Annotated in this window: 20 protein-coding genes, 3 tRNA genes, 4 rRNA genes and 1 pseudogene; 18 read left to right on the top strand and 10 right to left on the bottom strand. The window is 50.2% G+C overall.

Translation table 11 applies throughout. The annotated features are described in order from the left end of the window. The first annotated feature begins 6 nt into the window (after window positions 1-6). From accC to IB214_RS02135, 10 genes and pseudogenes are all read left to right on the top strand, one after another. A complete protein-coding gene (gene accC, locus IB214_RS02180; RefSeq protein WP_096755461.1) occupies window positions 7-1356 on the top strand; it encodes an acetyl-CoA carboxylase biotin carboxylase subunit in 1350 nt (449 codons plus the stop codon). 107 nt (window positions 1357-1463) lie between these two features. After that, window positions 1464-1706: a YhdT family protein gene (locus IB214_RS02175; RefSeq protein WP_096755460.1), complete on the top strand. Its 243-nt coding sequence runs from the start codon at window positions 1464-1466 to the stop codon at window positions 1704-1706. After that, on the top strand, window positions 1696-3147 hold the full coding sequence (panF, locus tag IB214_RS02170) for a sodium/pantothenate symporter (RefSeq protein ID WP_096755459.1): 1452 nt from the start codon (window positions 1696-1698) through the stop codon (window positions 3145-3147). The genes IB214_RS02175 and panF overlap by 11 nt, the downstream gene beginning before the upstream one ends. Before the next feature lie 11 nt (window positions 3148-3158). Further along, complete coding sequence (gene prmA / locus IB214_RS02165) at window positions 3159-4040, top strand: 50S ribosomal protein L11 methyltransferase (RefSeq protein WP_096755458.1); 882 nt, start codon at window positions 3159-3161, stop codon at window positions 4038-4040. Window positions 4041-4240: 200 nt separating this feature from the next. Beyond that, window positions 4241-4348, top strand: a pseudogene (gene prmA / locus IB214_RS02160) (50S ribosomal protein L11 methyltransferase); the annotation flags it as partial. A 138-nt stretch (window positions 4349-4486) separates the two neighbouring features. Continuing rightward, window positions 4487-5266, top strand: a complete 780-nt coding sequence (locus IB214_RS02155) for a carbonic anhydrase family protein (protein WP_117342757.1) — start codon at window positions 4487-4489, stop codon at window positions 5264-5266. A 298-nt stretch (window positions 5267-5564) separates the two neighbouring features. After that, complete coding sequence (gene dusB, locus IB214_RS02150; RefSeq protein ID WP_096755457.1) at window positions 5565-6530, top strand: tRNA dihydrouridine synthase DusB; 966 nt, start codon at window positions 5565-5567, stop codon at window positions 6528-6530. Between the two features lie 25 nt (window positions 6531-6555). After that, a complete protein-coding gene (fis, locus tag IB214_RS02145) occupies window positions 6556-6852 on the top strand; it encodes a DNA-binding transcriptional regulator Fis (protein ID WP_000462905.1) in 297 nt (98 codons plus the stop codon). A gap of 87 nt (window positions 6853-6939) precedes the next feature. Then, window positions 6940-7824, top strand: coding sequence for an adenine-specific DNA-methyltransferase (gene yhdJ, locus IB214_RS02140; protein ID WP_117342758.1), 885 nt, complete (start codon window positions 6940-6942; stop codon window positions 7822-7824). 82 nt (window positions 7825-7906) lie between these two features. Beyond that, window positions 7907-8071, top strand: a complete 165-nt coding sequence (locus tag IB214_RS02135; protein WP_003025279.1) for a DUF2556 family protein — start codon at window positions 7907-7909, stop codon at window positions 8069-8071. 62 nt (window positions 8072-8133) lie between these two features. Here IB214_RS02135 and envR read toward each other — a convergent pair whose 3' ends face one another. Beyond that, window positions 8134-8790 (bottom strand): acrEF/envCD operon transcriptional regulator, encoded by a 657-nt coding sequence (gene envR / locus IB214_RS02130; RefSeq protein ID WP_117342759.1) that lies wholly within the window; start codon window positions 8788-8790, stop codon window positions 8134-8136. Between the two features lie 413 nt (window positions 8791-9203). Between envR and IB214_RS02125 the strand changes: the two genes are divergently transcribed. The 7 genes from IB214_RS02125 (at window position 9204) to IB214_RS02095 (ending at window position 18591) form a co-directional block, all read left to right on the top strand. Continuing rightward, window positions 9204-10361: an efflux RND transporter periplasmic adaptor subunit gene (locus IB214_RS02125; RefSeq protein WP_115257348.1), complete on the top strand. Its 1158-nt coding sequence runs from the start codon at window positions 9204-9206 to the stop codon at window positions 10359-10361. Window positions 10362-10372: 11 nt separating this feature from the next. Continuing rightward, window positions 10373-13486: an efflux RND transporter permease subunit gene (locus IB214_RS02120; protein WP_117342760.1), complete on the top strand. Its 3114-nt coding sequence runs from the start codon at window positions 10373-10375 to the stop codon at window positions 13484-13486. Between the two features lie 269 nt (window positions 13487-13755). After that, a complete protein-coding gene (locus IB214_RS02115; RefSeq protein WP_096755452.1) occupies window positions 13756-13977 on the top strand; it encodes a lipoprotein in 222 nt (73 codons plus the stop codon). Window positions 13978-14435: 458 nt separating this feature from the next. Further along, window positions 14436-15461, top strand: coding sequence for an amino acid ABC transporter substrate-binding protein (locus tag IB214_RS02110; protein WP_096755451.1), 1026 nt, complete (start codon window positions 14436-14438; stop codon window positions 15459-15461). Between the two features lie 69 nt (window positions 15462-15530). Continuing rightward, window positions 15531-16712, top strand: coding sequence for an amino acid ABC transporter permease (locus tag IB214_RS02105; protein WP_115257346.1), 1182 nt, complete (start codon window positions 15531-15533; stop codon window positions 16710-16712). A 9-nt stretch (window positions 16713-16721) separates the two neighbouring features. Beyond that, a complete protein-coding gene (locus IB214_RS02100; protein ID WP_117342761.1) occupies window positions 16722-17825 on the top strand; it encodes an amino acid ABC transporter permease in 1104 nt (367 codons plus the stop codon). A 7-nt stretch (window positions 17826-17832) separates the two neighbouring features. Beyond that, on the top strand, window positions 17833-18591 hold the full coding sequence (locus tag IB214_RS02095; RefSeq protein ID WP_096755448.1) for an amino acid ABC transporter ATP-binding protein: 759 nt from the start codon (window positions 17833-17835) through the stop codon (window positions 18589-18591). A gap of 160 nt (window positions 18592-18751) precedes the next feature. Here IB214_RS02095 and rrf (IB214_RS02090) read toward each other — a convergent pair. The 7 genes from rrf (IB214_RS02090) to IB214_RS02060 form a co-directional block, all read right to left on the bottom strand. Further along, a 5S ribosomal RNA gene (gene rrf / locus IB214_RS02090) occupies window positions 18752-18867 on the bottom strand. A gap of 38 nt (window positions 18868-18905) precedes the next feature. Beyond that, window positions 18906-18981, bottom strand: a tRNA-Thr gene (locus IB214_RS02085). A gap of 14 nt (window positions 18982-18995) precedes the next feature. After that, window positions 18996-19111: ribosomal RNA gene (rrf, locus tag IB214_RS02080) — 5S ribosomal RNA — on the bottom strand. 94 nt (window positions 19112-19205) lie between these two features. Beyond that, a 23S ribosomal RNA gene (locus IB214_RS02075) occupies window positions 19206-22115 on the bottom strand. A gap of 206 nt (window positions 22116-22321) precedes the next feature. Further along, a tRNA-Ala gene (locus IB214_RS02070) sits at window positions 22322-22397 on the bottom strand. Window positions 22398-22506: 109 nt separating this feature from the next. Continuing rightward, window positions 22507-22583: transfer RNA gene (locus IB214_RS02065), tRNA-Ile, on the bottom strand. 70 nt (window positions 22584-22653) lie between these two features. Beyond that, a 16S ribosomal RNA gene (locus tag IB214_RS02060) occupies window positions 22654-24195 on the bottom strand. Together the 16S, 23S and 5S rRNA genes with 3 tRNA genes alongside form the textbook arrangement of a ribosomal RNA operon. Window positions 24196-24666: 471 nt before the next feature. On the opposite strand from IB214_RS02060, the gene IB214_RS02055 reads away from it, so the two are divergent. Next, window positions 24667-25221 (top strand): gamma carbonic anhydrase family protein, encoded by a 555-nt coding sequence (locus IB214_RS02055; RefSeq protein WP_115257345.1) that lies wholly within the window; start codon window positions 24667-24669, stop codon window positions 25219-25221. Here the strand turns inward: IB214_RS02055 and IB214_RS02050 are convergent. Together IB214_RS02050 and aroE are read right to left on the bottom strand one after the other, a co-directional pair. Beyond that, window positions 25197-25454 (bottom strand): DUF1488 domain-containing protein, encoded by a 258-nt coding sequence (locus IB214_RS02050; RefSeq protein ID WP_117344022.1) that lies wholly within the window; start codon window positions 25452-25454, stop codon window positions 25197-25199. The genes IB214_RS02055 and IB214_RS02050 overlap by 25 nt on opposite strands. Beyond that, complete coding sequence (gene aroE / locus IB214_RS02045) at window positions 25451-26272, bottom strand: shikimate dehydrogenase (RefSeq protein WP_117344023.1); 822 nt, start codon at window positions 26270-26272, stop codon at window positions 25451-25453. Before aroE ends, IB214_RS02050 begins: the two co-directional genes overlap by 4 nt. Window position 26273: the final 1 nt, after the last annotated feature.

Here is a 26273-nt window from a genome sequence, read left to right as displayed (position 1 = left end):
GCGAACATGTTGGATAAAATCGTTATCGCCAACCGTGGCGAGATTGCCCTGCGTATTCTTCGTGCCTGTAAAGAACTGGGCATCAAGACCGTCGCTGTACACTCAAGCGCGGATCGCGATCTAAAACACGTATTACTGGCAGATGAAACGGTCTGTATTGGCCCGGCTCCGTCTGTTAAAAGCTATCTGAATATCCCGGCAATCATCAGCGCCGCTGAAATCACTGGCGCGGTCGCTATTCACCCGGGCTACGGCTTCCTGTCTGAAAACGCCAACTTTGCTGAGCAGGTAGAACGCTCTGGCTTTATCTTCATCGGCCCGAAAGCCGACACCATCCGCCTGATGGGCGACAAAGTGTCTGCAATTACTGCCATGAAGAAAGCAGGTGTACCGACCGTTCCAGGTTCTGACGGCCCGCTGGGCGACGATATGGACGCAAACCGCGCCCATGCCAAGCGCATCGGCTATCCGGTCATCATCAAAGCCTCCGGCGGTGGCGGCGGTCGCGGTATGCGTGTTGTACGTGGCGACGCTGAACTGGCTCAATCCATTTCCATGACCAAAGCTGAAGCGAAAGCCGCTTTCAACAATGACATGGTTTACATGGAAAAATACCTGGAGAACCCACGCCACATCGAAATTCAGGTGTTGGCTGACGGTCAGGGTAACGCAATCTATCTGGCAGAACGTGACTGCTCCATGCAGCGCCGTCACCAGAAAGTGGTCGAAGAAGCACCAGCACCGGGCATTACCCCGGAACTGCGTCGTTACATCGGCGAGCGTTGCTCCAAAGCCTGTGTGGATATCGGCTACCGTGGAGCGGGTACTTTCGAGTTCCTGTTCGAAAACGGCGAGTTCTATTTCATTGAAATGAACACCCGTATCCAGGTAGAGCATCCAGTTACCGAAATGATCACCGGCGTTGATCTGATCAAAGAGCAGCTGCGTATCGCTGCGGGTCAGCCGCTGTCCATTACGCAGGATGAAGTTGTGGTTAAAGGCCATGCGGTAGAATGCCGTATCAACGCCGAAGACCCGAACACCTTCCTGCCAAGCCCGGGTAAAATCACGCGTTTCCACGCGCCGGGTGGTTTTGGTGTGCGCTGGGAGTCTCATATTTACGCGGGTTACACCGTACCGCCTTACTATGACTCCATGATCGGCAAACTTATTTGTTATGGCGAAAACCGTGACGTGGCGATTGCCCGCATGAAAAACGCCTTGCAGGAACTGATCATCGACGGGATCAAAACCAACGTCGATCTGCAGATCCGCATCATGAATGACGAGCACTTCCAGCGTGGTGGTTCCAATATCCACTACCTGGAGAAGAAACTCGGACTTCAGGAAAAGTAAGTACGCATTAACTGCAAAGGCCGGATCCTCCGGCCTTTTGTTTTTCTCCCCTCCGGCACGTCCCATAAGGTACAATCCCCGCTTTCTTTATCCACAAGGGACAAAAAATGGACGCTCGTTTTGTTCAGGCCCATAAAGAGGCGCGCTGGGCGCTGTGGCTGACCCTTTTCTATCTTGCTACATGGTTAGTAGCCGCTTACTTACCAGACTCCACGCTGGGCTTTACTGGCTTACCACACTGGTTCGAAATGGCCTGCTTGCTAACCCCGCTGGTTTTCATTGTTCTGTGTTGGGCGATGGTGAAATTTATCTATCGCGATATTCCTCTGGAGGATGACGATGCAGCTTGAAGTGATTTTGCCGCTTGTCGCCTATCTGGTAGTGGTGTTTGGTCTCTCTGTGTACGCGATGAGAAAGAGAACAACCGGCACGTTCCTGAATGAATATTTCCTCGGCAGCCGCTCAATGGGCGGGGTCGTTTTAGCCATGACGCTGACCGCGACGTACATCAGCGCAAGCTCATTTATTGGTGGCCCGGGGGCCGCGTATAAATACGGGCTGGGATGGGTGCTGTTGGCGATGATACAACTGCCGGCCGTCTGGTTGTCGCTGGGTATTCTTGGCAAGAAATTTGCGATTCTGGCCCGACGCTACAACGCCGTCACCCTTAACGATATGCTGTTTGCCCGCTATCAGAGCCGTTTGCTGGTCTGGCTGGCGAGCCTCAGCCTGTTGGTAGCTTTCGTTGGCGCGATGACAGTGCAATTCATCGGCGGCGCACGTTTGCTGGAAACCGCTGCGGGTATTCCATACGAAACAGGTCTGCTGATCTTTGGTATCAGTATTGCGTTATACACCGCATTCGGTGGATTTCGTGCCAGCGTGCTCAATGACACCATGCAAGGCATGGTGATGCTAGTTGGGACCATTGTTCTGCTTGTGGGTGTGGTCCACGCAGCGGGCGGCCTCAGCAACGCGGTGGAGACGCTGCAAACGATCGATCCGAAATTGGTGACCCCACAAGGCGCTGATGACATGCTGTCCCCAACCTTTATGACTTCGTTCTGGGTTCTGGTGTGCTTTGGCGTGATTGGCCTGCCGCATACCGCCGTGCGCTGTATCTCTTATAAGGACAGTAAAGCGGTCCATCGTGGGATGATTATCGGCACGATTGTGGTGGCGATCCTGATGTTTGGTATGCACCTGGCGGGTGCATTAGGACGCGCGGTGCTCCCTGACCTGACGGTACCGGATCTGGTTATCCCCACTTTGATGGTAAAAGTCCTGCCACCGATTGCTGCGGGGATCTTCCTTGCCGCACCGATGGCGGCGATCATGTCGACGATCAACGCCCAATTGCTGCAAAGTTCCGCTACGATCATTAAAGATCTCTACCTGAATCTGCGCCCGGAACAGCTGAAAAATGAAACCCGCCTGAAGCGCATGTCGGCGGTGATCACCCTGTTATTGGGGGCGTTGTTGTTGCTGGCCGCGTGGAAACCACCAGAGATGATCATCTGGCTCAACCTGCTGGCGTTTGGCGGGCTGGAAGCGGTATTCCTGTGGCCGCTGGTGCTGGGCCTGTACTGGGAGCGAGCGAACGCAGCGGGCGCACTGAGCGCCATGATTGTCGGCGGTGTGCTGTATGCCATACTCGCTACCTTTAACATTCAGTACCTGGGCTTCCATCCAATTGTGCCCTCGTTGCTGCTAAGTTTGCTGGCTTTCCTGGTCGGAAACCGTTTTGGTTCTGCCGCCCCGCAAGCCGCCATATTGACTACTGATAAATAAAGAGTTTTGCCATGCCATGGATCCAACTGAAACTGAACACCACCGGTGCTAATGCAGAAGAGTTGAGCGATGCGCTGATGGAAGCGGGTGCCGTTTCTATCACCTTCCAGGACACGCATGATACGCCGGTGTTTGAACCACTGCCGGGCGAAACCCGTCTTTGGGGTGACACCGATGTAACGGGTCTGTTCGATGCAGAAACCGACATGAAAGAAGTGGTTGCCCTTCTGGAACAGCATCCGCTGCTCGGTGCGGGGTTTGTGCATAAAATTGAACAGCTTGAAGATAAAGACTGGGAGCGTGAATGGATGGATAACTTCCACCCAATGCGCTTTGGCGAACGTCTGTGGATTTGCCCAAGCTGGCGCGATGTGCCGGATGAGAACGCCGTCAACGTGATGCTGGACCCAGGTCTGGCGTTTGGTACCGGCACTCACCCAACCACCTCTTTGTGTCTGCAATGGCTGGATGGCCTCGATCTGAACGGAAAGACGGTGATCGACTTTGGTTGCGGTTCCGGCATTCTGGCTATTGCAGCACTCAAATTAGGTGCAGCCAAAGCCATTGGTGTAGACATCGATCCGCAAGCCATTCAGGCAAGTCGCGATAATGCGCAGCGTAATGGCGTTTCTGACCGCCTGGAACTGTACCTACCACAGGATCAGCCAGAAGCCATGAAAGCCGACGTGGTGGTTGCCAACATCCTTGCTGGCCCATTGCGTGAACTGGCACCGTTAATCAGCGTGTTGCCGGTTGAGGGCGGCTTACTGGGCCTTTCCGGTATTCTTGCCAGCCAGGCGGACAGCGTCTGCGAAGCCTACGCCGATCTCTTTACGCTCGATCCAGTGATCGAGAAAGAAGAGTGGTGCCGCATTACTGGCAGGAAAAAATAAACTCCCCTCGTGGCCTCTTCGCAGGCCACGTCTTTCCCGTTTTTTGTACATCCCGCACAACGTCCCTGCGCTAGAATATTTGCTTAACTCATTGAAGTTAAAAACAAATAAATACTAACCATTCACTATACCGATGGACCGGCCACGCTCATCAACAACCGGCCAGAACAACCGCTCAATGGCCGCGTGATCGTGGAGTAATCCTCAGAACCAGCTCAGAAGGCGTCTGCGAAGACTACGCCGATCTCTTTACACTCGATCTGGTGCTCGAAAAAGAAGAGTGGTGCCGCATTACCGGTCAAAAAAAATCTTTACGGCGTAGTTCTCTGGCTGCGCCATTTTCAGACAATACACCAGCCAATAATCCCCCACCCCAACGCTAAAATACTCAACATAGTCATTTGATTTTATTTGTTTTTAAACACAGACATTTACCGGGTGAATATATGTATCTAATCCGTGTTAGAACAACGCTGCTGCTGGCATGCATCATGTCCTTTTCAGTGCAGGCATCGTCATGGGGATATAGCATCGGAGATACCTCCCCTGAACATTGGGGGGAAATCAACAACGAGTATAAAAGTTGCCAGACCGGGGTAAATCAATCCCCTATCAATATTCAGCCCAGCGATACCAGCAAACTTGGGCTCCCTATACTCACCATGCAGTACACCGATAGCCCAGTAAGGTTCCAGAGCATCAATCATACGCTTCAGGCGACGATGAACAGCTATACCCCTGATACCCTCAACATTGACAATCAGCTTTACTATTTAAAGCAATTGGATTTTCACGCACCGAGTGAACACACCATCGAGGGGAAAAACTACGCGATGGAGCTCCAGCTGCTCCACAAAAATCAGCAAGGTGATACCGTTATTGTGGCTGTCATGTTTGATGTTGACGAACCGAATCAAGCCATTAAAAACTTGTGGGAATCCTTTCCAACCATGGAAGGTAGCAACATGCCCATCTTCTCACCGGTCAACATCAACCAACTTTTGCCCGACAATAAAGTCTACTGGCGCTACAGCGGCTCATTGACGATTCCGCCATGTAGTGAAAACGTTATCTGGATTGTCCTGAAAACGCCAATGTCCCTCTCAACCGAACAGCTTGAAAATTTCAGGTACATCGTAGGACATATGAACAACCGTCCACTGCAACCACTGAATGGTCGCGAGGTTGAGGACAGCCAATCAGGCAACACCGAGATCCTGTACTAAAATGAGGTGACGATCACACAATGTCCCGATAATTTGCTGATTAATTCAGCAGATTATCTTGCCAGTATCTCCAGGCGATGAAGAAAAAATGAGAAGTTACGCAAAATTATATGCGTATATAAAACAGACACATTTTTATAATCCAATGATTTATATAATTAATTATTTTCATCCGTTCACATTTACGGCAATTCATTGATCCACCTCAGTGGATTGGTCAAAGTTTGGCCTTTCATCTCGTGCAAAAAATGCGTAATATACGCCGCCTTGCAGTCACAGTATGGTCATTTCTTAACTCATGCGTATCGGACAATATCAGCTCAGAAATCGCCTGATCGCAGCACCTATGGCTGGCATCACTGACAGACCATTCAGGACTCTGTGCTACGAGATGGGAGCAGGATTGACGGTATCCGAGATGATGTCTTCTAACCCGCAGGTTTGGGAAAGTGATAAGTCTCGTTTACGGATGGTGCACGTTGATGAACCAGGAATTCGCACGGTGCAAATTGCCGGTAGCGACCCTGTTGAAATGGCCGATGCCGCACGTATTAACGTGGAAAGCGGCGCCCAAATTATTGATATCAATATGGGGTGTCCGGCTAAAAAAGTGAATCGCAAGCTTGCAGGTTCAGCCCTCTTGCAGTACCCGGATTTAGTGAAATCGATACTAACCGAGGTCGTCAATGCAGTGGACGTTCCTGTCACTCTCAAGATTCGCACCGGCTGGGCTCCGGAACACCGTAACTGCGTAGAGATTGCCCAACTGGCTGAAGACTGTGGCATTCAGGCTCTGACCATTCATGGACGCACCCGCGCCTGTTTGTTCAATGGAGATGCTGAGTACGACAGTATTCGGGCAGTTAAGCAGAAAGTTTCCATTCCGATTATCGCGAATGGCGACATTACTGACCCGCATAAAGCCAGAGCTGTGTTCGACTATACGGGGGCTGATGCCCTGATGATAGGCCGTGCAGCTCAGGGAAGACCCTGGATCTTTCGGGAAATCCAGCATTATCTGGACACTGGGGAGCTGCTACCCCCCCTGCCTCTGGCAGAGGTGAAGCGCTTGCTTTGTGCGCACGTTCGGGAACTGCACGACTTTTATGGTCAGGCAAAAGGGTACCGAATTGCGCGTAAACACGTATCCTGGTATCTCCAGGAACACGCTCCAAATGACCAGTTTCGGCGCACATTCAACGCCATTGAAGATTCCAGCGAACAGCTGGCGGCGTTGGAGGCATACTTCGAAAATTTTGCGTAAACAGAAATAAAGAGCTGACAGAACTATGTTCGAACAACGCGTAAATTCTGACGTACTGACCGTTTCTACCGTTAACTCTCAGGATCAGGTAACTCAAAAACCCCTGCGTGACTCGGTTAAACAGGCACTGAAGAACTATTTTGCTCAACTGAATGGTCAGGATGTTAATGATCTCTATGAGCTGGTACTGGCTGAAGTAGAACAGCCCCTGTTGGACATGGTGATGCAATACACCCGCGGTAACCAGACCCGTGCTGCCCTGATGATGGGCATCAACCGTGGTACGCTGCGTAAAAAACTGAAAAAATACGGCATGAACTGATACTAATCAGTTAAATGTTTGTTTTAAAAGGCGCTACTCGGCATGGGGAAGCGCCTTTTTTATAAGCATCATAAGGAGGCTTTGACGATGAACGCAGGATGTGAACCCGTCTATTTTGGCGATGAATCGAAAAAGATAATCCACGGTGATGCGCTGACCGAACTGAAAAAACTGCCGTCTACAAGCGTCGACCTCATTTTTGCTGACCCACCTTATAACATCGGCAAAGATTTTGACGGGCTCGTAGAATCCTGGGACGAAGAGACCTTTCTGGCATGGTTGTTTGAGTGTATTGATGAATGCCATCGAATACTCACGCCGCAGGGTACCATGTACATCATGAACAGTACGGAGAACATGCCGTATATCGACCTCAAATGTCGCCAGCTTTTCACCATCAAAAGCCGCATCGTGTGGTCCTATGATAGCTCGGGAGTCCAGGCCAAAAACTTCTTTGGCTCAATGTATGAGCCTATCTTGATGATGGTCAAAGACTCGAAAAGCTATACCTTTAATCGTGATGACGTTCTGGTTGAGGCTAAAACGGGCGCCAAGCGCGCGCTAATCGATTACCGAAAGAACCCACCTCAGCCGTACAATCATCAAAAGGTGCCCGGTAACGTCTGGGATTTTCCCCGCGTACGCTATCTGATGGATGAGTACGAAAACCACCCGACCCAAAAACCTCAGGCGCTGTTAGAACGCGTTATTCTCGCGTCCTCCAACCCGGGTGAGATAGTGTTAGATCCGTTCGCAGGAAGCTTCACCACGGGCGCGACGGCAGTGGCGTTGAATCGCAGATTTATCGGTATCGAAGTCAATGATGAATACGTAAAAATGGGGCTTAGAAGACTGAGCATTAGCTCCCACTTTTCAGAAAATGACCTTGCAAAGGTCAAAAAGCGAAAGACAAAAAACCTGTCTAAAAAGAGCCGATTAGCTGAAAAGAACAACGTAATTTCAACAAAGTAAAAGCATTGTAAGTCTGCTTTTCAGCATAGAGATTTCGTGTATATTCCCTGCACGCTTGGGTATGAATACACAGGATTTGGTAATGATTCGCAAGTATTGGTGGCTGGTTGTTTTTGCTGTCTTTGTTTTTCTTTTTGATGCCCTACTCATACAGTGGATTGAGTTAATGACAACAGAGCATGATAAGTGCCGGAATATGAACTCGGTGAATCCCCTCAAGCTGGTCAACTGCGTCGACCTTGAATAACCCATCCGCTAACGCGCGTTTCCAGCCGTCATGCCATGGCGGCTGACTGCGATCAGCCGAAACTACCCTACCTGATTTTCACACTCAACAAATTGCATCACACAGCCATCGGGACTTAGCATTTTTAATACGTTATCGACTAATACTGGCGCCTGTTCATAAAGATCATAACTGACTGGATTCATTAACCAGTTTTTTATTATCCCACTAAAGCTCCCGTGTAAAATAATCAGGATAACGTCTAAATCCAGACTGGTGGCGATAAGATTTTCATCCATACATTTCTGTAATGAATCACGTATTCTTTGATGGCAAAGGCCTATTTTATCGCGAATATCCTGTTCCGATATCATATCGTTATGGAATTCACATTTATGATATAAAATTTGCATTAATGCCTGCTGGCGAGGGATTTTTGCAATATATTGCAAACCCACGACTAATTTCTCCCGTAGCCTCTGTAGCGGATTGTCACCCCAACGTCCGATGAGTTGGTCCTGAATAAGATCGCGCAAGGGAGGTTGCTGCAGCCAAAGCTCATTAAACAGTTGACTCTTATTGTCGAAATGCCAATAGATTGCACCTCGCGTCACGTTAGCGGCATCCGCTATGTCATTAAGCGTTGTATTGCCGACACCCCGTGCCGCAAACTGTACAATCGCCGTTTCAATCAGGTGCTGGCGCGTTTTGAGGGCATCAGCTTTCGTTTTTCTCGCCATGGTTCGAATGCCTGAGACAGAGTAGGGAATGATAAACTTTCTTATCTAATATTTACTGTACGGAATTAATGTATCACTTAGCCTTTATTTAGACGAGTTCTAAAATATTTCATTACATACACTCAGCACAAATAAACAATGTGAATAAAATGAAAAAATACATTCACCAATGCAATACCTATTTCTATATGTGTTAATGCAAGTCATAACATGACTAATCTTCGCTTAATGAAAGGGCAGTTGTTTCTTCTTTTTTTGTTTTTATGTGCCGTGGATTACGCCGCAAAATAAGTATTGCTTACATCGCAAGCTAATTATTTGTAGGATAGCTAACTATTATTTTTTATTTGTGCGCGTTATCACCTGCCATTACTCCGGTAAATAACGAGCCTTCGGTTCTTTAAGGAATAGAAATGACGAAAACTGCCAGGTTCTCGCTCCTGCCCTCATTCATCATCATCTCCGCTGCATTACTCGCCGGCTGTAACGATCAAGGAGAAACACAGGCACATCCCACCGAGCCACAGGTGACAGTCCATGTTGTTGAGTCAGCCCCCTTAGCCGTGACGACCGAATTACCGGGGCGTACAAGCGCATTTCGCATTGCAGAAGTACGCCCTCAGGTCAGCGGGATTGTACTTAAACGGAATTTCACCGAAGGCAGTGATGTTGAAGCTGGCCAGTCGCTTTACCAGATCGATCCCGCGACCTATCAGGCTGACTATGACAGCGCTAAAGGTGAACTGGCAAAAAGCGAAGCCGCGGCAGCAATCGCGCACTTAACGGTAAAACGCTATGTTCCACTGGTCGGAACAAAATATATCAGCCAGCAAGAATACGATCAGGCCATTGCTGACGCACGTCAGGCCGATGCCTCCGTTATTGCCGCCAAAGCGGCTGTCGAAAGCGCGCGTATTAACCTTGCCTACACCAAAGTGACATCACCGATTAGCGGACGCATCGGTAAATCTAGCGTCACCGAGGGCGCGCTGGTCACTAATGGTCAGGCTACAGCGCTCGCTACCGTGCAACAGCTCGATCCGATTTACGTCGATGTGACGCAGTCCAGTAACGACTTTATGCGCCTCAAACAGTCTATTGCACAAGGCAGTCTGCATAAAGACAACACCAGCAGCACCGTCGAACTGGTGATGGAAAATGGCCAGTCATACCCGCTGAAAGGCACGTTGCAATTTTCTGACGTGACGGTTGATGAAAGCACTGGGTCAATCACTCTCCGAGCCGTATTCCCTAACCCGCAGCACACTCTACTACCCGGTATGTTTGTGCGCGCACGCGTTGATGAAGGCGTTCAACCCAATGCCATCCTCGTTCCACAGCAGGGCGTGACGCGTACGCCGCGCGGCGATGCCACCGTGATGGTCGTTAACGACAAGAGCCAGGCTGAAACTCGCCCAGTCGTCGCCGTGCAAGCTATTGGCGACAAGTGGTTGATTAGCGAAGGCTTACAGTCGGGTGACAAAGTCATCGTAAGTGGTTTACAGAAAGCGCGCCCTGGCGTGCAGGTTAAAGCCACCACCGATGTCCCTGCAGCGACTGCGGCGCAATAAGGTAACAGGACATGGCAAACTTTTTTATTAGGCGTCCTATCTTTGCCTGGGTACTGGCCATCATTTTGATGATGGCGGGTGCGCTGGCAATCATGCAGCTGCCCGTGGCGCAGTATCCTACTATTGCCCCTCCTGCCGTTGCGATTTCCGCAACCTACCCAGGTGCGGATGCGCAAACCGTGCAGGACACGGTCACACAGGTTATCGAACAAAACATGAACGGTATCGATAACCTGATGTATATGTCATCCACCAGCGACTCAGCTGGCAGCGTGACTATCACGCTGACGTTCCAGTCCGGCACCGATCCTGATATTGCTCAGGTACAGGTACAAAACAAACTGCAGCTCGCGACCCCATTACTGCCACAGGAAGTCCAGCAGCAGGGTATCGGCGTTGAGAAATCAAGCAGCAGCTTTTTGATGGTCGCGGGCTTTGTTTCTGACAATCCACAGACCACGCAAGATGACATCTCGGACTATGTCGCCTCAAACATTAAAGACTCCATCAGTCGTTTAAACGGCGTGGGCGACGTGCAGCTGTTTGGTGCACAGTACGCCATGCGTATCTGGCTGGATGCGAATTTATTGAACAAATACCAGCTCACACCGGTTGATGTCATTAACCAGTTGAAGGTGCAAAACGATCAGATAGCCGCAGGCCAGTTAGGCGGGACACCTGCATTGCCTAATCAGCAGCTTAACGCTTCGATAATTGCGCAAACACGCCTGAAAGATCCACAAGAGTTCGGCAAAGTGACATTACGCGTGAACAGTGATGGCTCTGTTGTTCACTTGAAGGATGTGGCGCGCATTGAGTTAGGTGGAGAAAACTACAACGTCGTTGCCCGTATTAACGGTAAACCGGCATCCGGCCTTGGTATCAAGCTGGCTACCGGTGCTAACGCGCTGGATACCGCCAACGCAATTAAAGCTAAACTGGTCGAACTGCAACCGTTCTTCCCGCAGGGAATGAAGGTTGTTTACCCATATGACACCACGCCGTTCGTCACCATCTCTATTCATGAGGTAGTGAAAACACTGTTCGAAGCGATCGTGTTGGTGTTCCTCGTGATGTACCTGTTTCTGCAAAACATCCGCGCCACGCTCATTCCAACCATCGCCGTGCCCGTCGTATTACTGGGTACCTTTGCCGTACTGGCAGCGTTTGGCTACTCGATAAACACCCTGACGATGTTCGGGATGGTACTCGCCATCGGCCTGTTGGTCGATGATGCGATAGTGGTGGTCGAGAACGTTGAACGCGTGATGATAGAAGAAAATCTCCCCCCCAAAGAGGCGACGGAGAAATCCATGTCGCAGATTCAGGGGGCGTTGGTGGGTATCGCCATGGTGCTGTCTGCGGTGTTTATCCCGATGGCCTTCTTTGGTGGTTCCACCGGGGCAATTTACCGCCAGTTCTCAATCACCATCGTTTCTGCCATGGCACTTTCGGTACTGGTCGCATTGATTTTGACCCCTGCGCTCTGTGCCACATTGCTCAAACCGGTGTCAGCAGAGCACCACGAGAAAAAGAGCGGCTTCTTCGGCTGGTTTAATGCCAAATTCGATCACAGCGTCAACCACTATACCAATAGCGTCAGTGGCATTATTCGTAAAACCGGACGTTATCTGGTCGTCTATCTGATCATCGTTGTGGGAATGGCGGTGCTGTTTATGCGCCTACCCACCTCCTTCCTACCGGAAGAAGATCAGGGCGTATTCCTGACCATGATTCAACTTCCGGCTGGCGCAACACAAGAACGTACCCAAAAGGTGCTGGATCAGGTCACCCACTACTACCTGAACACGGAGAAAGCCAACGTTGAAAGCGTCTTTACGGTTAACGGCTTTAGCTTCAGCGGACAAGGGCAAAACTCAGGGATGGCGTTTGTCAGCCTCAAGCCCTGGGAAGAGCGTAGCGGAACGGAAAATAACGTTGAATCGATTATTGCCCGTGCAACCCGCGCCTTTAGCCAGATTCGTGATGGCCTGGTATTCCCCTTCAACATGCCCGCCATTGTTGAATTGGGCACGGCAACTGGCTTTGACTTTGAGCTGATTGACCAGGGAGGACTGGGACACACGGCGTTAACCCAGGCACGTAATCAGTTGATGGGGATGGTCGCCCAACACCCGGACCTGCTGGTTCGTGTACGCCCTAATGGCCTGGAAGATACCGCACAGTTCAAGCTGGATGTCGATCAGGAAAAAGCGCAGGCGCTGGGTGTTTCGCTATCTGATATTAACGAAACCATTTCCGCTGCACTGGGCGGCTACTACGTCAATGACTTCATTGACCGCGGCCGCGTGAAAAAAGTGTACGTCCAGGCTGATGCAAAATTCCGTATGTTGCCGGAAGACATCAATAATCTCTATGTCCGCAGCGCCAATGGCGAAATGGTGCCATTCTCAACATTTAGCTCTTCTCAATGGGTCTATGGTTCACCGCGGCTGGAACGTTACAACGGTATGCCATCAATGGAGCTACTGGGAGAAGCCGCACCGGGTAGAAGTACCGGTGAAGCCATGGCGATGATGGAAAGCCTGGCAGAAAAACTGCCAACCGGTATCGGTCATGACTGGACCGGTATGTCTTACCAGGAACGCCTGTCAGGTAACCAGGCACCTGCGTTGTATGCCATCTCGTTAATCGTTGTCTTCCTTTGCCTTGCCGCATTGTATGAGAGTTGGTCGATTCCCTTCTCCGTCATGCTCGTGGTTCCACTGGGTGTTGTGGGTGCGCTACTGGCCGCGTCGCTGCGTGGAATGAATAACGATGTGTACTTCCAGGTCGGCCTGCTTACCACCATCGGTCTCTCTGCCAAAAACGCCATACTGATTGTGGAATTTGCCAAAGACCTGATGGATAAAGAGGGTAAAGGCTTGATTGAAGCGACGCTGGAAGCCTCCCGCATGCGTCTTCGCCCAATCCTGATGACTTCGCTGGCCTTTATTCTGGGGGTTATGCCGTTGGTAATCAGTCGCGGCGCAGGTAGTGGCGCACAAAATGCGGTTGGTACCGGTGTGATGGGGGGAATGCTCACCGCCACATTGCTCGCTATCTTCTTCGTTCCTGTCTTCTTTGTTGTCGTTAGACGACGTTTTAGTCGACACAATGATTAATTTGTAAAATAAAGGCGTCTACGGACGCCTTTTTACCGGATATTGAGATCTTTATTTATTAATAAGATAGCCATTTATTTTTTCTCACCCCTCAGAAAAAAGCATTTATTGCTATCTGCTTTATTCATTATGTTTACAAACCACACGAATTGAGATTATTCCTCATGTCAGTCTTTTTTTAAGAGGTGGTAAAATAGCTTTCGATTTCGCAGATGGCTTTGCGTTTGTCTTTGCTTTATTAGCGAAACGTTTATTTTAGAGGTAACACCATGAAAAGATTAATTTCCGTTGCATTGCTGACAGCATTACTGGCAGGCTGTGCACACGATTCTCCTTGCGTACCTGTCTATGACGATCAGGGCCGCCTGGTTCATACCAATACCTGTATGAAAGGCACCACGCAGGATAACTGGGAAACAGCAGGTGCAATCGCCGGTGGTGCTGCTGCCATTGCCGGCCTAACACTTGGGATCGTTGCCCTAACCAAATGAATCCTCTTAAAAGCGCGGTACCTGCCGCGCTTTTAATCAGAATGATAATTATCATATAAGACAAAAGGTTGGTGTAAGACATCAATCATAGAATAAGATTATTATAGATTCCACTCACATATCCGCGATGTGAAATTAGCATTTTTTGTATTCTTCGTAACAACATGTCCTCCTATCGTTATTCTCACGTCATCAATATTACCGCCCGAAATCGTTATCCTGCGTCCTGTCTGAATTTTAAATTTTTTGCGCCGAAATGTGGCTTACGTTTCAATTTTGCACCACTTCAGGGCGCTGCATTTATTTTTTCCTGTCTACACTCTGCATATTGCGTCGAATATTCGGTCGCAAAAAACTGGCACTACCTTTGCTTAGAAGAGTATGGCCAAAGCCACAGACAGGTAAAAGACGTTTTCAAAACGTCTCCATAACAATAATTCCTCCACACAGGATGCTCTATGAAAAAGATGATAATAGCCAGCCTGGCTGCGGCCGGCGTGATGCTTGCGATCGCAAATCAGGCACATGCCGGCGCAACGCTTGATGCCGTAAAGAAAAAAGGATTTGTACAATGTGGTATCAGTGATGGTTTGCCTGGTTTTTCTTACGCCGATGCGAACGGTAAATTTTCGGGTATTGATGTCGATGTTTGCCGCGGTGTTGCCTCTGCCGTATTCGGTGATGATACAAAAGTAAAATATACCCCACTCACCGCCAAAGAACGCTTCACAGCGTTACAGTCCGGCGAAGTCGATCTTCTCTCACGTAACACCACCTGGACCTCTTCTCGTGATGCTGGTATGGGCATGTCCTTTACTGGTGTAACGTATTACGATGGCATTGGTTTTCTCACCCACAATAAAGCTGGTCTGAAGAGCGCTAAAGAACTGGATGGCGCAACGGTGTGTATTCAGGCAGGTACAGATACCGAACTGAACGTGGCCGATTACTTTAAGGCCAACAACATGAAGTACACCCCCGTCACCTTTGACCGATCGGACGAATCCGCCAAGGCACTGGAATCTGGTCGCTGCGATACGCTTGCCTCCGACCAGTCTCAGCTGTATGCCCTGCGAATCAAGCTAAGCAATCCTGCAGAATGGATCGTCCTGCCTGAAGTTATCTCCAAAGAGCCGCTGGGACCTGTCGTCCGCCGTGGAGATGACGAGTGGTTTTCCATTGTTCGCTGGACCCTGTTCGCCATGCTGAACGCTGAAGAGATGGGTGTTAACTCGAAAAACGTTGATGAAAAAGCAGCTAACCCGGCAACACCGGATATGGCTCACCTGCTAGGCAAAGAAGGTGACTACGGCAAAGATCTGAAGCTCGATAACAAATGGGCTTACCATATTATTAAGCAGGTAGGAAATTACGCGGAGATCTTTGAACGTAACGTGGGATCGGAAAGCCCGCTGAAGATCAAACGCGGACAGAACAACCTCTGGAATAACGGCGGCATCCAATACGCACCGCCGGTGCGTTAATCCGTAGCGATGTAACGGGCGCCGCAGCTGCGGCGCTCAGCCCAGAGTCACAGTTACCGAGGTTTTCTTATGCCCCATCGCCGCTCAAGCGTAAAAGGATCATTCTCCTTTTCTAACCCTGCGGTCCGCGCCTGGTTATTTCAAATACTCGCCGTCATTGCGGTCGTCAGCATTGCGGTCTACCTCATTCATAACACGATTAATAACCTGAGCAGCCGCGGTATTACCTCGGGGTTTTCTTTTCTCGATCGCAGTGCCGGATTTGGCATTGTTCAGCATCTGATTGATTACGAGCAGGGCGATACCTATGGCCGCGTCTTTCTGGTCGGTCTGCTTAATACACTGTTAGTCTCAGCGCTGTGCATTGTTTTCGCGTCATTTCTCGGTTTTTTTCTCGGACTGGCGCGGTTGTCGGATAACTGGTTACTGCGCAAGCTCTCAACGATTTATATCGAAACGTTCCGCAATATTCCCCCGCTGCTTCAAATCTTCTTCTGGTATTTTGCTGTGTTACGTAATTTACCTGGCCCACGCCAGGCTGTTAACGCATTGGATATCGCATTCCTGAGCAACCGCGGGCTCTATATTCCGGCACCACAAATGGCAGAGGGTCTTGTTGCCTTTTGCGCTGCCGCCCTGATTGCTGCCATCATCTCCATTGGGTTATTTCGCTTTAATAAAATGCATCAGACTAAAACAGGTCAGTTACGACGGACCTGGCCTACGGCCCTGGCGCTGTTCGCTTTTTTACCGATGCTTTCACAGTGGATTTTTGGCGCAGCGCTACACTGGGATGTGCCTGAACTACGCGGCTTTAACTTCCGTGGCGGCATGGTGCTTATACCAGAACTGGCTGCGCTGACGCTGGCACTTTCGGTGTATACCTCCGCATTTATTGCAGAAATTATTCGCGCAGGTATTCAGGCCGTGCCTTATGGTCAGCACGAGGCAGCACGCTCACTGGGGCTGCCAAATCCGGTAACCCTTCGCCAGGTTATTATCCCGCAGGCGCTGCGCGTCATCATTCCCCCGCTGACCAGCCAGTACCTGAATATCGTAAAAAACTCCTCCCTGGCTGCAGCCATCGGCTACCCGGATATGGTTTCACTGTTTGCTGGGACCGTACTTAACCAAACAGGACAGGCCATTGAAACCATTGCCATTACCATGTCGGTGTATCTGATCATCAGCCTGAGCATTTCTCTGTTGATGAATATTTATAACCGTCGGATCGCACTGATTGAGCGCTAAGGAGCCATGATGACAAAAGCACTGCTGTCTCACCCCACGCGCCAGAACAGTAATCACGCAGGACGCGTTATTTTGTGGGTACGCAAGAACCTGTTCTCTAGTTGGTCAAATAGCCTGCTCACGCTGTTGTGCGTGTGGTTAATGTGGGCGTTTATTCCCCCTCTATTGAACTGGGCATTTCTACAGGCGAACTGGGTAGGATCTACCCGGACAGATTGTACGAAAGCAGGAGCCTGCTGGGTGTTCATCCATGAACGCTTTGGCCAATTTATGTATGGACTCTATCCACACGATCAGCGTTGGCGAGTAAATCTGGCCCTGGTTATCGGTCTGCTTTCTATCGCCCCGATGTTCTGGAAAGCCATGTCCCACCGTGGTCGCTATATCGCCGTCTGGGCAGTGGTTTACCCCATTGTGGTCTGGTGGCTGATGTACGGTGGTTTTTTCGGTCTCGAACGTGTCGAAACCCGGCAGTGGGGAGGATTAACGCTAACCTTGATTATCGCCTCCGTCGGTATTGCCGGTGCACTTCCATGGGGAATTTTACTGGCATTAGGTCGTCGTTCTCATATGCCCGTCGTGCGGATTTTATCCGTTATTTTCATTGAGTTCTGGCGTGGAGTACCGTTGATCACCGTGCTGTTTATGTCCTCAGTGATGCTGCCATTGTTTATGTCGGAAGGTACCAGCATCGACAAACTAATTCGCGCGCTGGTTGGGGTGATCCTTTTCCAGTCTGCCTATGTCGCGGAGGTGGTGCGCGGAGGATTACAAGCCTTACCAAAGGGGCAGTATGAAGCCGCCGAGTCACTGGCACTAGGATACTGGAAGACGCAGGGACTGGTTATTCTTCCCCAAGCGCTTAAGTTGGTTATTCCCGGCCTGGTCAACACGATTATCGCGCTGTTCAAAGATACCAGCCTGGTCATCATCATAGGTCTGTTTGATCTTTTTAGTAGCGTACAACAAGCAACCGTCGATCCCGCCTGGCTGGGGATGTCGACAGAAGGCTACGTTTTTGCCGCACTGATTTACTGGATTTTCTGTTTCAGCATGTCTCGTTACAGCCAGCATCTGGAAAAACGTTTTAACACCGGGCGTACACCGCACTGAGGAATTTATGAGCCAATTATTAATGCCGTCTACCGACGCGATGATTACGCTGGAAAACGTCAACAAGTGGTATGGGCAGTTTCATGTTCTTAAGAATATTAACCTGAAGGTAAAACAGGGGGAGCGCATCGTATTATGTGGGCCTTCTGGCTCTGGTAAATCGACAACCATCCGCTGTATTAATCATCTGGAAGAGCATCAGCAAGGACGCATTGTGGTGGATGGGATTGAACTCAACGAAGACATCCGCAATATTGAGCGTGTCAGGCAAGAAGTCGGTATGGTCTTTCAGCACTTTAATCTCTTTCCGCATTTGACGGTCTTGCAAAACTGCACATTGGCCCCTATTTGGGTCCACAAGATGCCAAAGAAAGAGGCTGAGGTTCTGGCCATGCACTATCTTGAACGGGTTCGTATTGCGGAACATGCGCATAAATTCCCGGGACAAATCTCCGGAGGACAGCAGCAGCGTGTGGCTATTGCGCGCTCGCTGTGTATGAAACCCAAAATTATGTTGTTTGACGAACCCACCTCGGCGCTGGATCCTGAAATGGTGAAAGAAGTACTGGATACTATGATTGGCCTGGCGCAATCAGGAATGACGATGTTGTGTGTCACCCATGAAATGGGCTTTGCACGCACGGTAGCCGACAGAGTGATTTTTATGGATCTAGGTGAAATAGTGGAACAGGCCCCCCCGGATGAGTTTTTTGCCAATCCACGTTCTGAACGTACGCGAGCGTTTTTATCGCAGGTAATACATTAACATTATCATCCAATTGCATATAACGGCACTACATTTACCAGACCAATAACGGTACCAATTCTAAAGGTCGGATAGGGCGTTGACACCGTCATCTGGCCTTTTCTGAGTACACATAACGCAAAAAGGCCATCCTCTCGGATGGCCTTTTCACTTATTTGATGTCTGGCAGTTCCCTACTCTCGCATGGGGAGACCCCACACTACCATCGGCGCTACGGCGTTTCACTTCTGAGTTCGGCATGGGGTCAGGTGGGACCACCGCGCTACAGCCGCCAGACAAATTCTTTTCTACGTGCCGAACATTAACCTAAAAACTGGTGCTGATACCCAGAGTCGAACTGGGGACCTCACCCTTACCAAGGGTGCGCTCTACCAACTGAGCCATATCAGCACACTAAATTTGATGCCTGGCAGTTCCCTACTCTCGCATGGGGAGACCCCACACTACCATCGGCGCTACGGCGTTTCACTTCTGAGTTCGGCATGGGGTCAGGTGGGACCACCGCGCTACAGCCGCCAGGCAAATTCTGTTATCAGACCGCTTTTGCGTTCTGATTTTATCTGTATCAAGCTGAATTTGATGTCTTTCTTTCGCCAAAACATCTTTGGCGTTGTAAGGTTAAGCCTCACGGTTCATTAGTATCGGTTAGCTCAATGTATCGCTACACTTACACACCCGACCTATCAACGTCGTAGTCTTCAACGTTCCTTCAGGACTCTCAAGGAGTCAGGGAGAACTCATCTCGGGGCAAGTTTCGTGCTTAGATGCTTTCAGCACTTATCTCTTCCGCATTTAGCTACCGGGCAATGCCATTGGCATGACAACCCGAACACCAGTGATGCGTCCACTCCGGTCCTCTCGTACTAGGAGCAGCCCCCCTCAATTCTCCAGCGCCCACGGCAGATAGGGACCGAACTGTCTCACGACGTTCTAAACCCAGCTCGCGTACCACTTTAAATGGCGAACAGCCATACCCTTGGGACCTACTTCAGCCCCAGGATGTGATGAGCCGACATCGAGGTGCCAAACACCGCCGTCGATATGAACTCTTGGGCGGTATCAGCCTGTTATCCCCGGAGTACCTTTTATCCGTTGAGCGATGGCCCTTCCATTCAGAACCACCGGATCACTAAGACCTGCTTTCGCACCTGCTCGAGCCGTCACTCTCGCAGTCAAGCTAGCTTATGCCTTTGCACTAACCTCCTGATGTCCGACCAGGATTAGCTAACCTTCGTGCTCCTCCGTTACTCTTTAGGAGGAGACCGCCCCAGTCAAACTACCCACCAGACACTGTCCGCAACCCGGATCACGGGTCTACGTTAGAACACCAGCCATTAAAGGGTGGTATTTCAAGGTTGGCTCCATGCAGACTGGCGTCCACACTTCAAAGCCTCCCACCTATCCTACACATCAAGGACCAGTGTTCAGTGTCAAGCTATAGTAAAGGTTCACGGGGTCTTTCCGTCTTGCCGCGGGTACACTGCATCTTCACAGCGAGTTCAATTTCACTGAGTCTCGGGTGGAGACAGCCTGGCCATCATTACGCCATTCGTGCAGGTCGGAACTTACCCGACAAGGAATTTCGCTACCTTAGGACCGTTATAGTTACGGCCGCCGTTTACCGGGGCTTCGATCAAGAGCTTCTCCTTACGGATAACCCCATCAATTAACCTTCCGGCACCGGGCAGGCGTCACACCGTATACGTCCACTTTCGTGTTTGCACAGTGCTGTGTTTTTAATAAACAGTTGCAGCCAGCTGGTATCTTCGACTGATTTCAGCTCCACGAGCAAGTCGCTTCACCTACCATCAGCGTGCCTTCTCCCGAAGTTACGGCACCATTTTGCCTAGTTCCTTCACCCGAGTTCTCTCAAGCGCCTTGGTATTCTCTACCTGACCACCTGTGTCGGTTTGGGGTACGATTTCGTGTTACCTGATGCTTAGAGGCTTTTCCTGGAAGCAGGGCATTTGTTACTTCAGCACCGTAGTGCCTCGTCATCACACCTCAGCGTTATACAGAAGTCCGGATTTACCTAAACTTCCCGCCTACATGCTTAAACCGGGACAACCGTCGCCCGGCTAACATAGCCTTCTCCGTCCCCCCTTCGCAGTAACACCAAGTACAGGAATATTAACCTGTTTCCCATCGACTACGCCTTTCGGCCTCGCCTTAGGGGTCGACTCACCCTGCCCCGATTAACGTTGGACAGGAACCCTTGGTCTTCCGGCGTGCGGGTTTTTCACCCGCATTATCGTTACTTATGTCAGCATTCGCACTTCTGATACCTCCAGCACCCCTCACAGGACACCTTCAACGGCTTACAGAACGCTCCCCTACCCAACAACACATAGTGTCGCTGCCGCAGCTTCGGTGCACAGTTTAGCCCCGTTACATCTTCCGCGCAGGCCGACTCGACCAGTGAGCTATTACGCTTTCTTTAAATGATGGCTGCTTCTAAGCCAACATCCTGGCTGTCTGTGCCTTCCCACATCGTTTCCCACTTAACTGTGACTTTGGGACCTTAGCTGGCGGTCTGGGTTGTTTCCCTCTTCACGACGGACGTTAGCACCCGCCGTGTGTCTCCCGTGATAACATTCTTCGGTATTCGTAGTTTGCATCGGGTTGGTAAGTCGGGATGACCCCCTAGCCGAAACAGTGCTCTACCCCCGAAGATGAGTTCACGAGGCGCTACCTAAATAGCTTTCGGGGAGAACCAGCTATCTCCCGGTTTGATTGGCCTTTCACCCCCAGCCACAAGTCATCCGCTAATTTTTCAACATTAGTCGGTTCGGTCCTCCAGTTAGTGTTACCCAACCTTCAACCTGCCCATGGCTAGATCACCGGGTTTCGGGTCTATACCCTGCAACTTAACGCCCAGTTAAGACTCGGTTTCCCTTCGGCTCCCCTATACGGTTAACCTTGCTACAGAATATAAGTCGCTGACCCATTATACAAAAGGTACGCAGTCACCCTGATAAATCAAGGCTCCCACTGCTTGTACGTACACGGTTTCAGGTTCTTTTTCACTCCCCTCGCCGGGGTTCTTTTCGCCTTTCCCTCACGGTACTGGTTCACTATCGGTCAGTCAGGAGTATTTAGCCTTGGAGGATGGTCCCCCCATATTCAGACAGGATACCACGTGTCCCGCCCTACTCTTCGAGTTCACAACACATGCGATTTTGTGTACGGGACTATCACCCTGTACCGTCGGACTTTCCAGACCGTTCCACTACCACACATGCTGATTCAGACTCTGGGCTGCTCCCCGTTCGCTCGCCGCTACTGGGGGAATCTCGGTTGATTTCTTTTCCTCGGGGTACTTAGATGTTTCAGTTCCCCCGGTTCGCTTCATTACGCTATGTATTCACGTAATGATAGTGTGTCGAAACACACTGGGTTTCCCCATTCGGAAATCGCCGGCTATAACGGTTCATATCACCTTACCGACGCTTATCGCAGATTAGCACGTCCTTCATCGCCTCTGACTGCCAGGGCATCCACCGTGTACGCTTAGTCGCTTAACCTCACAACCCGAAGATGTTTCGTAAAACACATCGTGTTGCGAAAATTTGAGAGACTCGAACACACCATTTATCTGTTCTTATTACGGAGAACAGACACAGTGTGTCGTTTCAATTTTCAGCTTGATCCAGATTTTTAAAGAGCAAAACTTCGCAGTGAACCTTTTCAGGTACACTCTGAAGTTTTCTTGTTTTTTTGCAGTAAAGGATGGTGGAGCTATGCGGGATCGAACCGCAGACCTCCTGCGTGCAAGGCAGGCGCTCTCCCAGCTGAGCTATAACCCCATCGTAATACTTCATCTCTGTACCGATAATTTGTCCTGAGACAAGGCGTGGAATGACGAAGCATACTGAAGTATGCGAGTCGTTTCACAACACAGTATCAGGGCAAATTTGGTAGGCCTGAGTGGACTTGAACCACCGACCTCACCCTTATCAGGGGTGCGCTCTAACCACCTGAGCTACAAGCCTGCAGAGATTTTTACTGCTAATTTTTCATCAGACAATCTGTGTGGACACTACAAAGAACGTTTCTTTAAGGTAAGGAGGTGATCCAACCGCAGGTTCCCCTACGGTTACCTTGTTACGACTTCACCCCAGTCATGAATCACAAAGTGGTAAGCGCCCTCCCGAAGGTTAAGCTACCTACTTCTTTTGCAACCCACTCCCATGGTGTGACGGGCGGTGTGTACAAGGCCCGGGAACGTATTCACCGTAGCATTCTGATCTACGATTACTAGCGATTCCGACTTCATGGAGTCGAGTTGCAGACTCCAATCCGGACTACGACATACTTTATGAGGTCCGCTTGCTCTCGCGAGGTCGCTTCTCTTTGTATATGCCATTGTAGCACGTGTGTAGCCCTACTCGTAAGGGCCATGATGACTTGACGTCATCCCCACCTTCCTCCAGTTTATCACTGGCAGTCTCCTTTGAGTTCCCGGCCGAACCGCTGGCAACAAAGGATAAGGGTTGCGCTCGTTGCGGGACTTAACCCAACATTTCACAACACGAGCTGACGACAGCCATGCAGCACCTGTCTCAGAGTTCCCGAAGGCACCAAAGCATCTCTGCTAAGTTCTCTGGATGTCAAGAGTAGGTAAGGTTCTTCGCGTTGCATCGAATTAAACCACATGCTCCACCGCTTGTGCGGGCCCCCGTCAATTCATTTGAGTTTTAACCTTGCGGCCGTACTCCCCAGGCGGTCGACTTAACGCGTTAGCTCCGGAAGCCACTCCTCAAGGGAACAACCTCCAAGTCGACATCGTTTACGGCGTGGACTACCAGGGTATCTAATCCTGTTTGCTCCCCACGCTTTCGCACCTGAGCGTCAGTCTTTGTCCAGGGGGCCGCCTTCGCCACCGGTATTCCTCCAGATCTCTACGCATTTCACCGCTACACCTGGAATTCTACCCCCCTCTACAAGACTCTAGCCTGCCAGTTTCGGATGCAGTTCCCAGGTTGAGCCCGGGGATTTCACATCCGACTTGACAGACCGCCTGCGTGCGCTTTACGCCCAGTAATTCCGATTAACGCTTGCACCCTCCGTATTACCGCGGCTGCTGGCACGGAGTTAGCCGGTGCTTCTTCTGCGAGTAACGTCAATGAATGCGGTTATTAACCACATCCCCTTCCTCCTCGCTGAAAGTACTTTACAACCCGAAGGCCTTCTTCATACACGCGGCATGGCTGCATCAGGCTTGCGCCCATTGTGCAATATTCCCCACTGCTGCCTCCCGTAGGAGTCTGGACCGTGTCTCAGTTCCAGTGTGGCTGGTCATCCTCTCAGACCAGCTAGGGATCGTCGCCTAGGTGAGCCGTTACCCCACCTACTAGCTAATCCCATCTGGGCACATCCGATGGCAAGAGGCCCGAAGGTCCCCCTCTTTGGTCTTGCGACATTATGCGGTATTAGCTACCGTTTCCAGTAGTTATCCCCCTCCATCGGGCAGTTTCCCAGACATTACTCACCCGTCCGCCACTCGTCACCCAAGGAGCAAGCTCCTCTGTGCTACCGTTCGACTTGCATGTGTTAGGCCTGCCGCCAGCGTTCAATCTGAGCCATGATCAAACTCTTCAATTTAAGTTTGATGCTCGTGAATTAAACTTCGTAATGAATTACGTATGTTCACTCAGAGACTTGGTATTCATTTTTCGTCTTGCGACGTTAAGAATCCGTATCTTCGAGTGCCCACACAGATTGTCTGATAAATTGTTAAAGAGCAGTGCAACACGGCTTTCGCTCACTGTTGCGAGGTGGCGTATATTACGCTTTCCTCTTTCAGAGTCAACCGTTTATTTTCAGGTTTTTCTCTTCAACCGAACCGGCTGTTTGTGTGAAGTGATTCACATCCGCCGTGTCGATGGAGGCGCATTATAGGGATCCCATTTTTTAGCACAAGTGTTTTTTAGATCTTTTTTGCTGAGTGGCTGTTTTTTACCCCTTTCGCTACATTCCTGCACAATATGCCTGATTTTTGATAACTAAATCGCTTGCACAGTCTCGATAATCAAACCAAAGTCTTCATTACTGCTCTATTTTATTGAGGTAAACATGTCTGATGTACTGCGCCCTTATAAGGATCTTTTCCCGCAGATCGGGAAACGCGTGATGATCGACACCAGCAGCGTCATCATTGGTGATGTTCGTCTGGCTGATAATGTTGGGATCTGGCCTCTGGTCGCGATCCGTGGTGACGTGAACTACGTACAAATCGGCGCCCGCACAAACATTCAGGACGGTAGCGTGTTACATGTCACGCATAAATCAGCATCTAACCCGCAAGGCAATCCACTGATCGTGGGTGAGGATGTCACCGTGGGCCATAAAGTCATGCTGCACGGCTGCGTCATTGGCAACCGCGTTTTGGTCGGTATGGGATCGATCCTGCTGGACGGTGTCGTAGTAGAAGATGACGTAATGATTGGCGCGGGAAGTTTGGTTCCGCAAAACAAACGCCTGGAGAGCGGGTATCTGTACCTGGGCAGCCCGGTTAAACAGATCCGCCCACTCAGCGATGAAGAAAAAGCGGGCCTGCAGTATTCAGCTAACAACTATGTGAAATGGAAAGACGAGTATTTGAGTCAGGATAACCAAACCCAACCATGAGCATCTTCTTGCTGAGCCTGGATCAATGCTTCGGCTTCATCTTCCAGATCCCAGCGATGCTCCCGAAAAATTTCCATCCACTGTTCAGGCGTGTTGCCGCCAAAGCGACGCGCCAATACCTCTCCGTTGATGGCGCATGTTAGCTGCATACCCTGAACCATCGCCGGGAAAACGACAGCATCTATATCTGACTTCCATTCTTCTCTATCGGGAAACTGGATAGCCTGGTTCACACGGACAGTTCCTGTTGCAGCTGTTTAATGACGGGTTCCGTCTTCGGCAATACGCCATGCCAGAGTAAAACGGCATGCGCCGCCTGCCCTACCAACATTCCCAACCCATCAGCACAATGTTTTGCTCCCTGTAATGCGCACCAGGACAAGAACGGCGTATTCCCTTTCTGATAAAACATGTCGTAGCAATAAACAGAAGCGTTGATCAGTGATGCAGGGATAGCCGGAACATCCCCACTAATCCCACTGGAGGTCGCATTAATAATGAGATCGAAGGTGTTATTCTCAAGCTCATCAAATCCCACGGCCTGAACGCTACCGGTATGGGAAAAGATCTGAGCCAGTTCTTCTGCACGCGAAGCGGTACGGTTTACGATGGCCACCGCACAATCCATAGAAAGAAGAGGGAGTAATACCCCGCGGGATGCCCCACCAGCCCCAATAAGTAAAATACGCGATCCGGGACGAATAAAAGCTAAACGTTCAAGATCGCTTAATAAACCAATACCATCAGTGTTATCCCCAAGTAAGCGTCCATCTTCCAAACGCTTAAGCGTGTTAACCGCCCCGGCAAGCGATGCCCGTTCTGTTAATTCATCAGCCCGCGCAAATGCCTCTTCTTTAAAAGGAACCGTAATATTCGCCCCTTTACCGCCCTCTGCAAAGAAGGTGTTCAGCGTATTCACAAAATTATTGATTGGCGCCAGCACCCGTCCATAGGTGTGATCGATATTCAGCTGCTCTGCAAATTGCTGATGAATAAAAGGCGATTTGCTGTGCGCGATTGGATTGCCAAAAACAGCATAGGCTTCTTTCATA

Source organism: Citrobacter sp. C1, assembly GCF_014596895.2.
GTDB lineage: Bacteria > Pseudomonadota > Gammaproteobacteria > Enterobacterales > Enterobacteriaceae > Citrobacter > Citrobacter gillenii.
Note: the sequence above shows the minus strand (reverse complement) of the source record. Positions and strands in the feature narration are given on the sequence as shown.

Bases quoted from the DNA above. Each gene is read 5' to 3' on its own strand.
- accC (WP_096755461.1), top strand. From the start codon at position 7: ATGTTGGATAAAATCGTTATCGCCAACCGTGGCGAGATTGCCCTGCGT.
- IB214_RS02175 (WP_096755460.1), top strand. From the start codon at position 1,464: ATGGACGCTCGTTTTGTTCAGGCCCATAAAGAGGCGCGCTGGGCGCTG.
- panF (WP_096755459.1), top strand. From the start codon at position 1,696: ATGCAGCTTGAAGTGATTTTGCCGCTTGTCGCCTATCTGGTAGTGGTG.
- prmA (WP_096755458.1), top strand. From the start codon at position 3,159: ATGCCATGGATCCAACTGAAACTGAACACCACCGGTGCTAATGCAGAA.
- IB214_RS02155 (WP_117342757.1), top strand. From the start codon at position 4,487: ATGTATCTAATCCGTGTTAGAACAACGCTGCTGCTGGCATGCATCATG.
- dusB (WP_096755457.1), top strand. From the start codon at position 5,565: ATGCGTATCGGACAATATCAGCTCAGAAATCGCCTGATCGCAGCACCT.
- fis (WP_000462905.1), top strand. From the start codon at position 6,556: ATGTTCGAACAACGCGTAAATTCTGACGTACTGACCGTTTCTACCGTT.
- yhdJ (WP_117342758.1), top strand. From the start codon at position 6,940: ATGAACGCAGGATGTGAACCCGTCTATTTTGGCGATGAATCGAAAAAG.
- IB214_RS02135 (WP_003025279.1), top strand. From the start codon at position 7,907: ATGATTCGCAAGTATTGGTGGCTGGTTGTTTTTGCTGTCTTTGTTTTT.
- envR (WP_117342759.1), bottom strand. From the start codon at position 8,790: ATGGCGAGAAAAACGAAAGCTGATGCCCTCAAAACGCGCCAGCACCTG.
- IB214_RS02125 (WP_115257348.1), top strand. From the start codon at position 9,204: ATGACGAAAACTGCCAGGTTCTCGCTCCTGCCCTCATTCATCATCATC.
- IB214_RS02120 (WP_117342760.1), top strand. From the start codon at position 10,373: ATGGCAAACTTTTTTATTAGGCGTCCTATCTTTGCCTGGGTACTGGCC.
- IB214_RS02115 (WP_096755452.1), top strand. From the start codon at position 13,756: ATGAAAAGATTAATTTCCGTTGCATTGCTGACAGCATTACTGGCAGGC.
- IB214_RS02110 (WP_096755451.1), top strand. From the start codon at position 14,436: ATGAAAAAGATGATAATAGCCAGCCTGGCTGCGGCCGGCGTGATGCTT.
- IB214_RS02105 (WP_115257346.1), top strand. From the start codon at position 15,531: ATGCCCCATCGCCGCTCAAGCGTAAAAGGATCATTCTCCTTTTCTAAC.
- IB214_RS02100 (WP_117342761.1), top strand. From the start codon at position 16,722: ATGACAAAAGCACTGCTGTCTCACCCCACGCGCCAGAACAGTAATCAC.
- IB214_RS02095 (WP_096755448.1), top strand. From the start codon at position 17,833: ATGAGCCAATTATTAATGCCGTCTACCGACGCGATGATTACGCTGGAA.
- IB214_RS02055 (WP_115257345.1), top strand. From the start codon at position 24,667: ATGTCTGATGTACTGCGCCCTTATAAGGATCTTTTCCCGCAGATCGGG.
- aroE (WP_117344023.1), bottom strand. From the start codon at position 26,272: ATGAAAGAAGCCTATGCTGTTTTTGGCAATCCAATCGCGCACAGCAAA.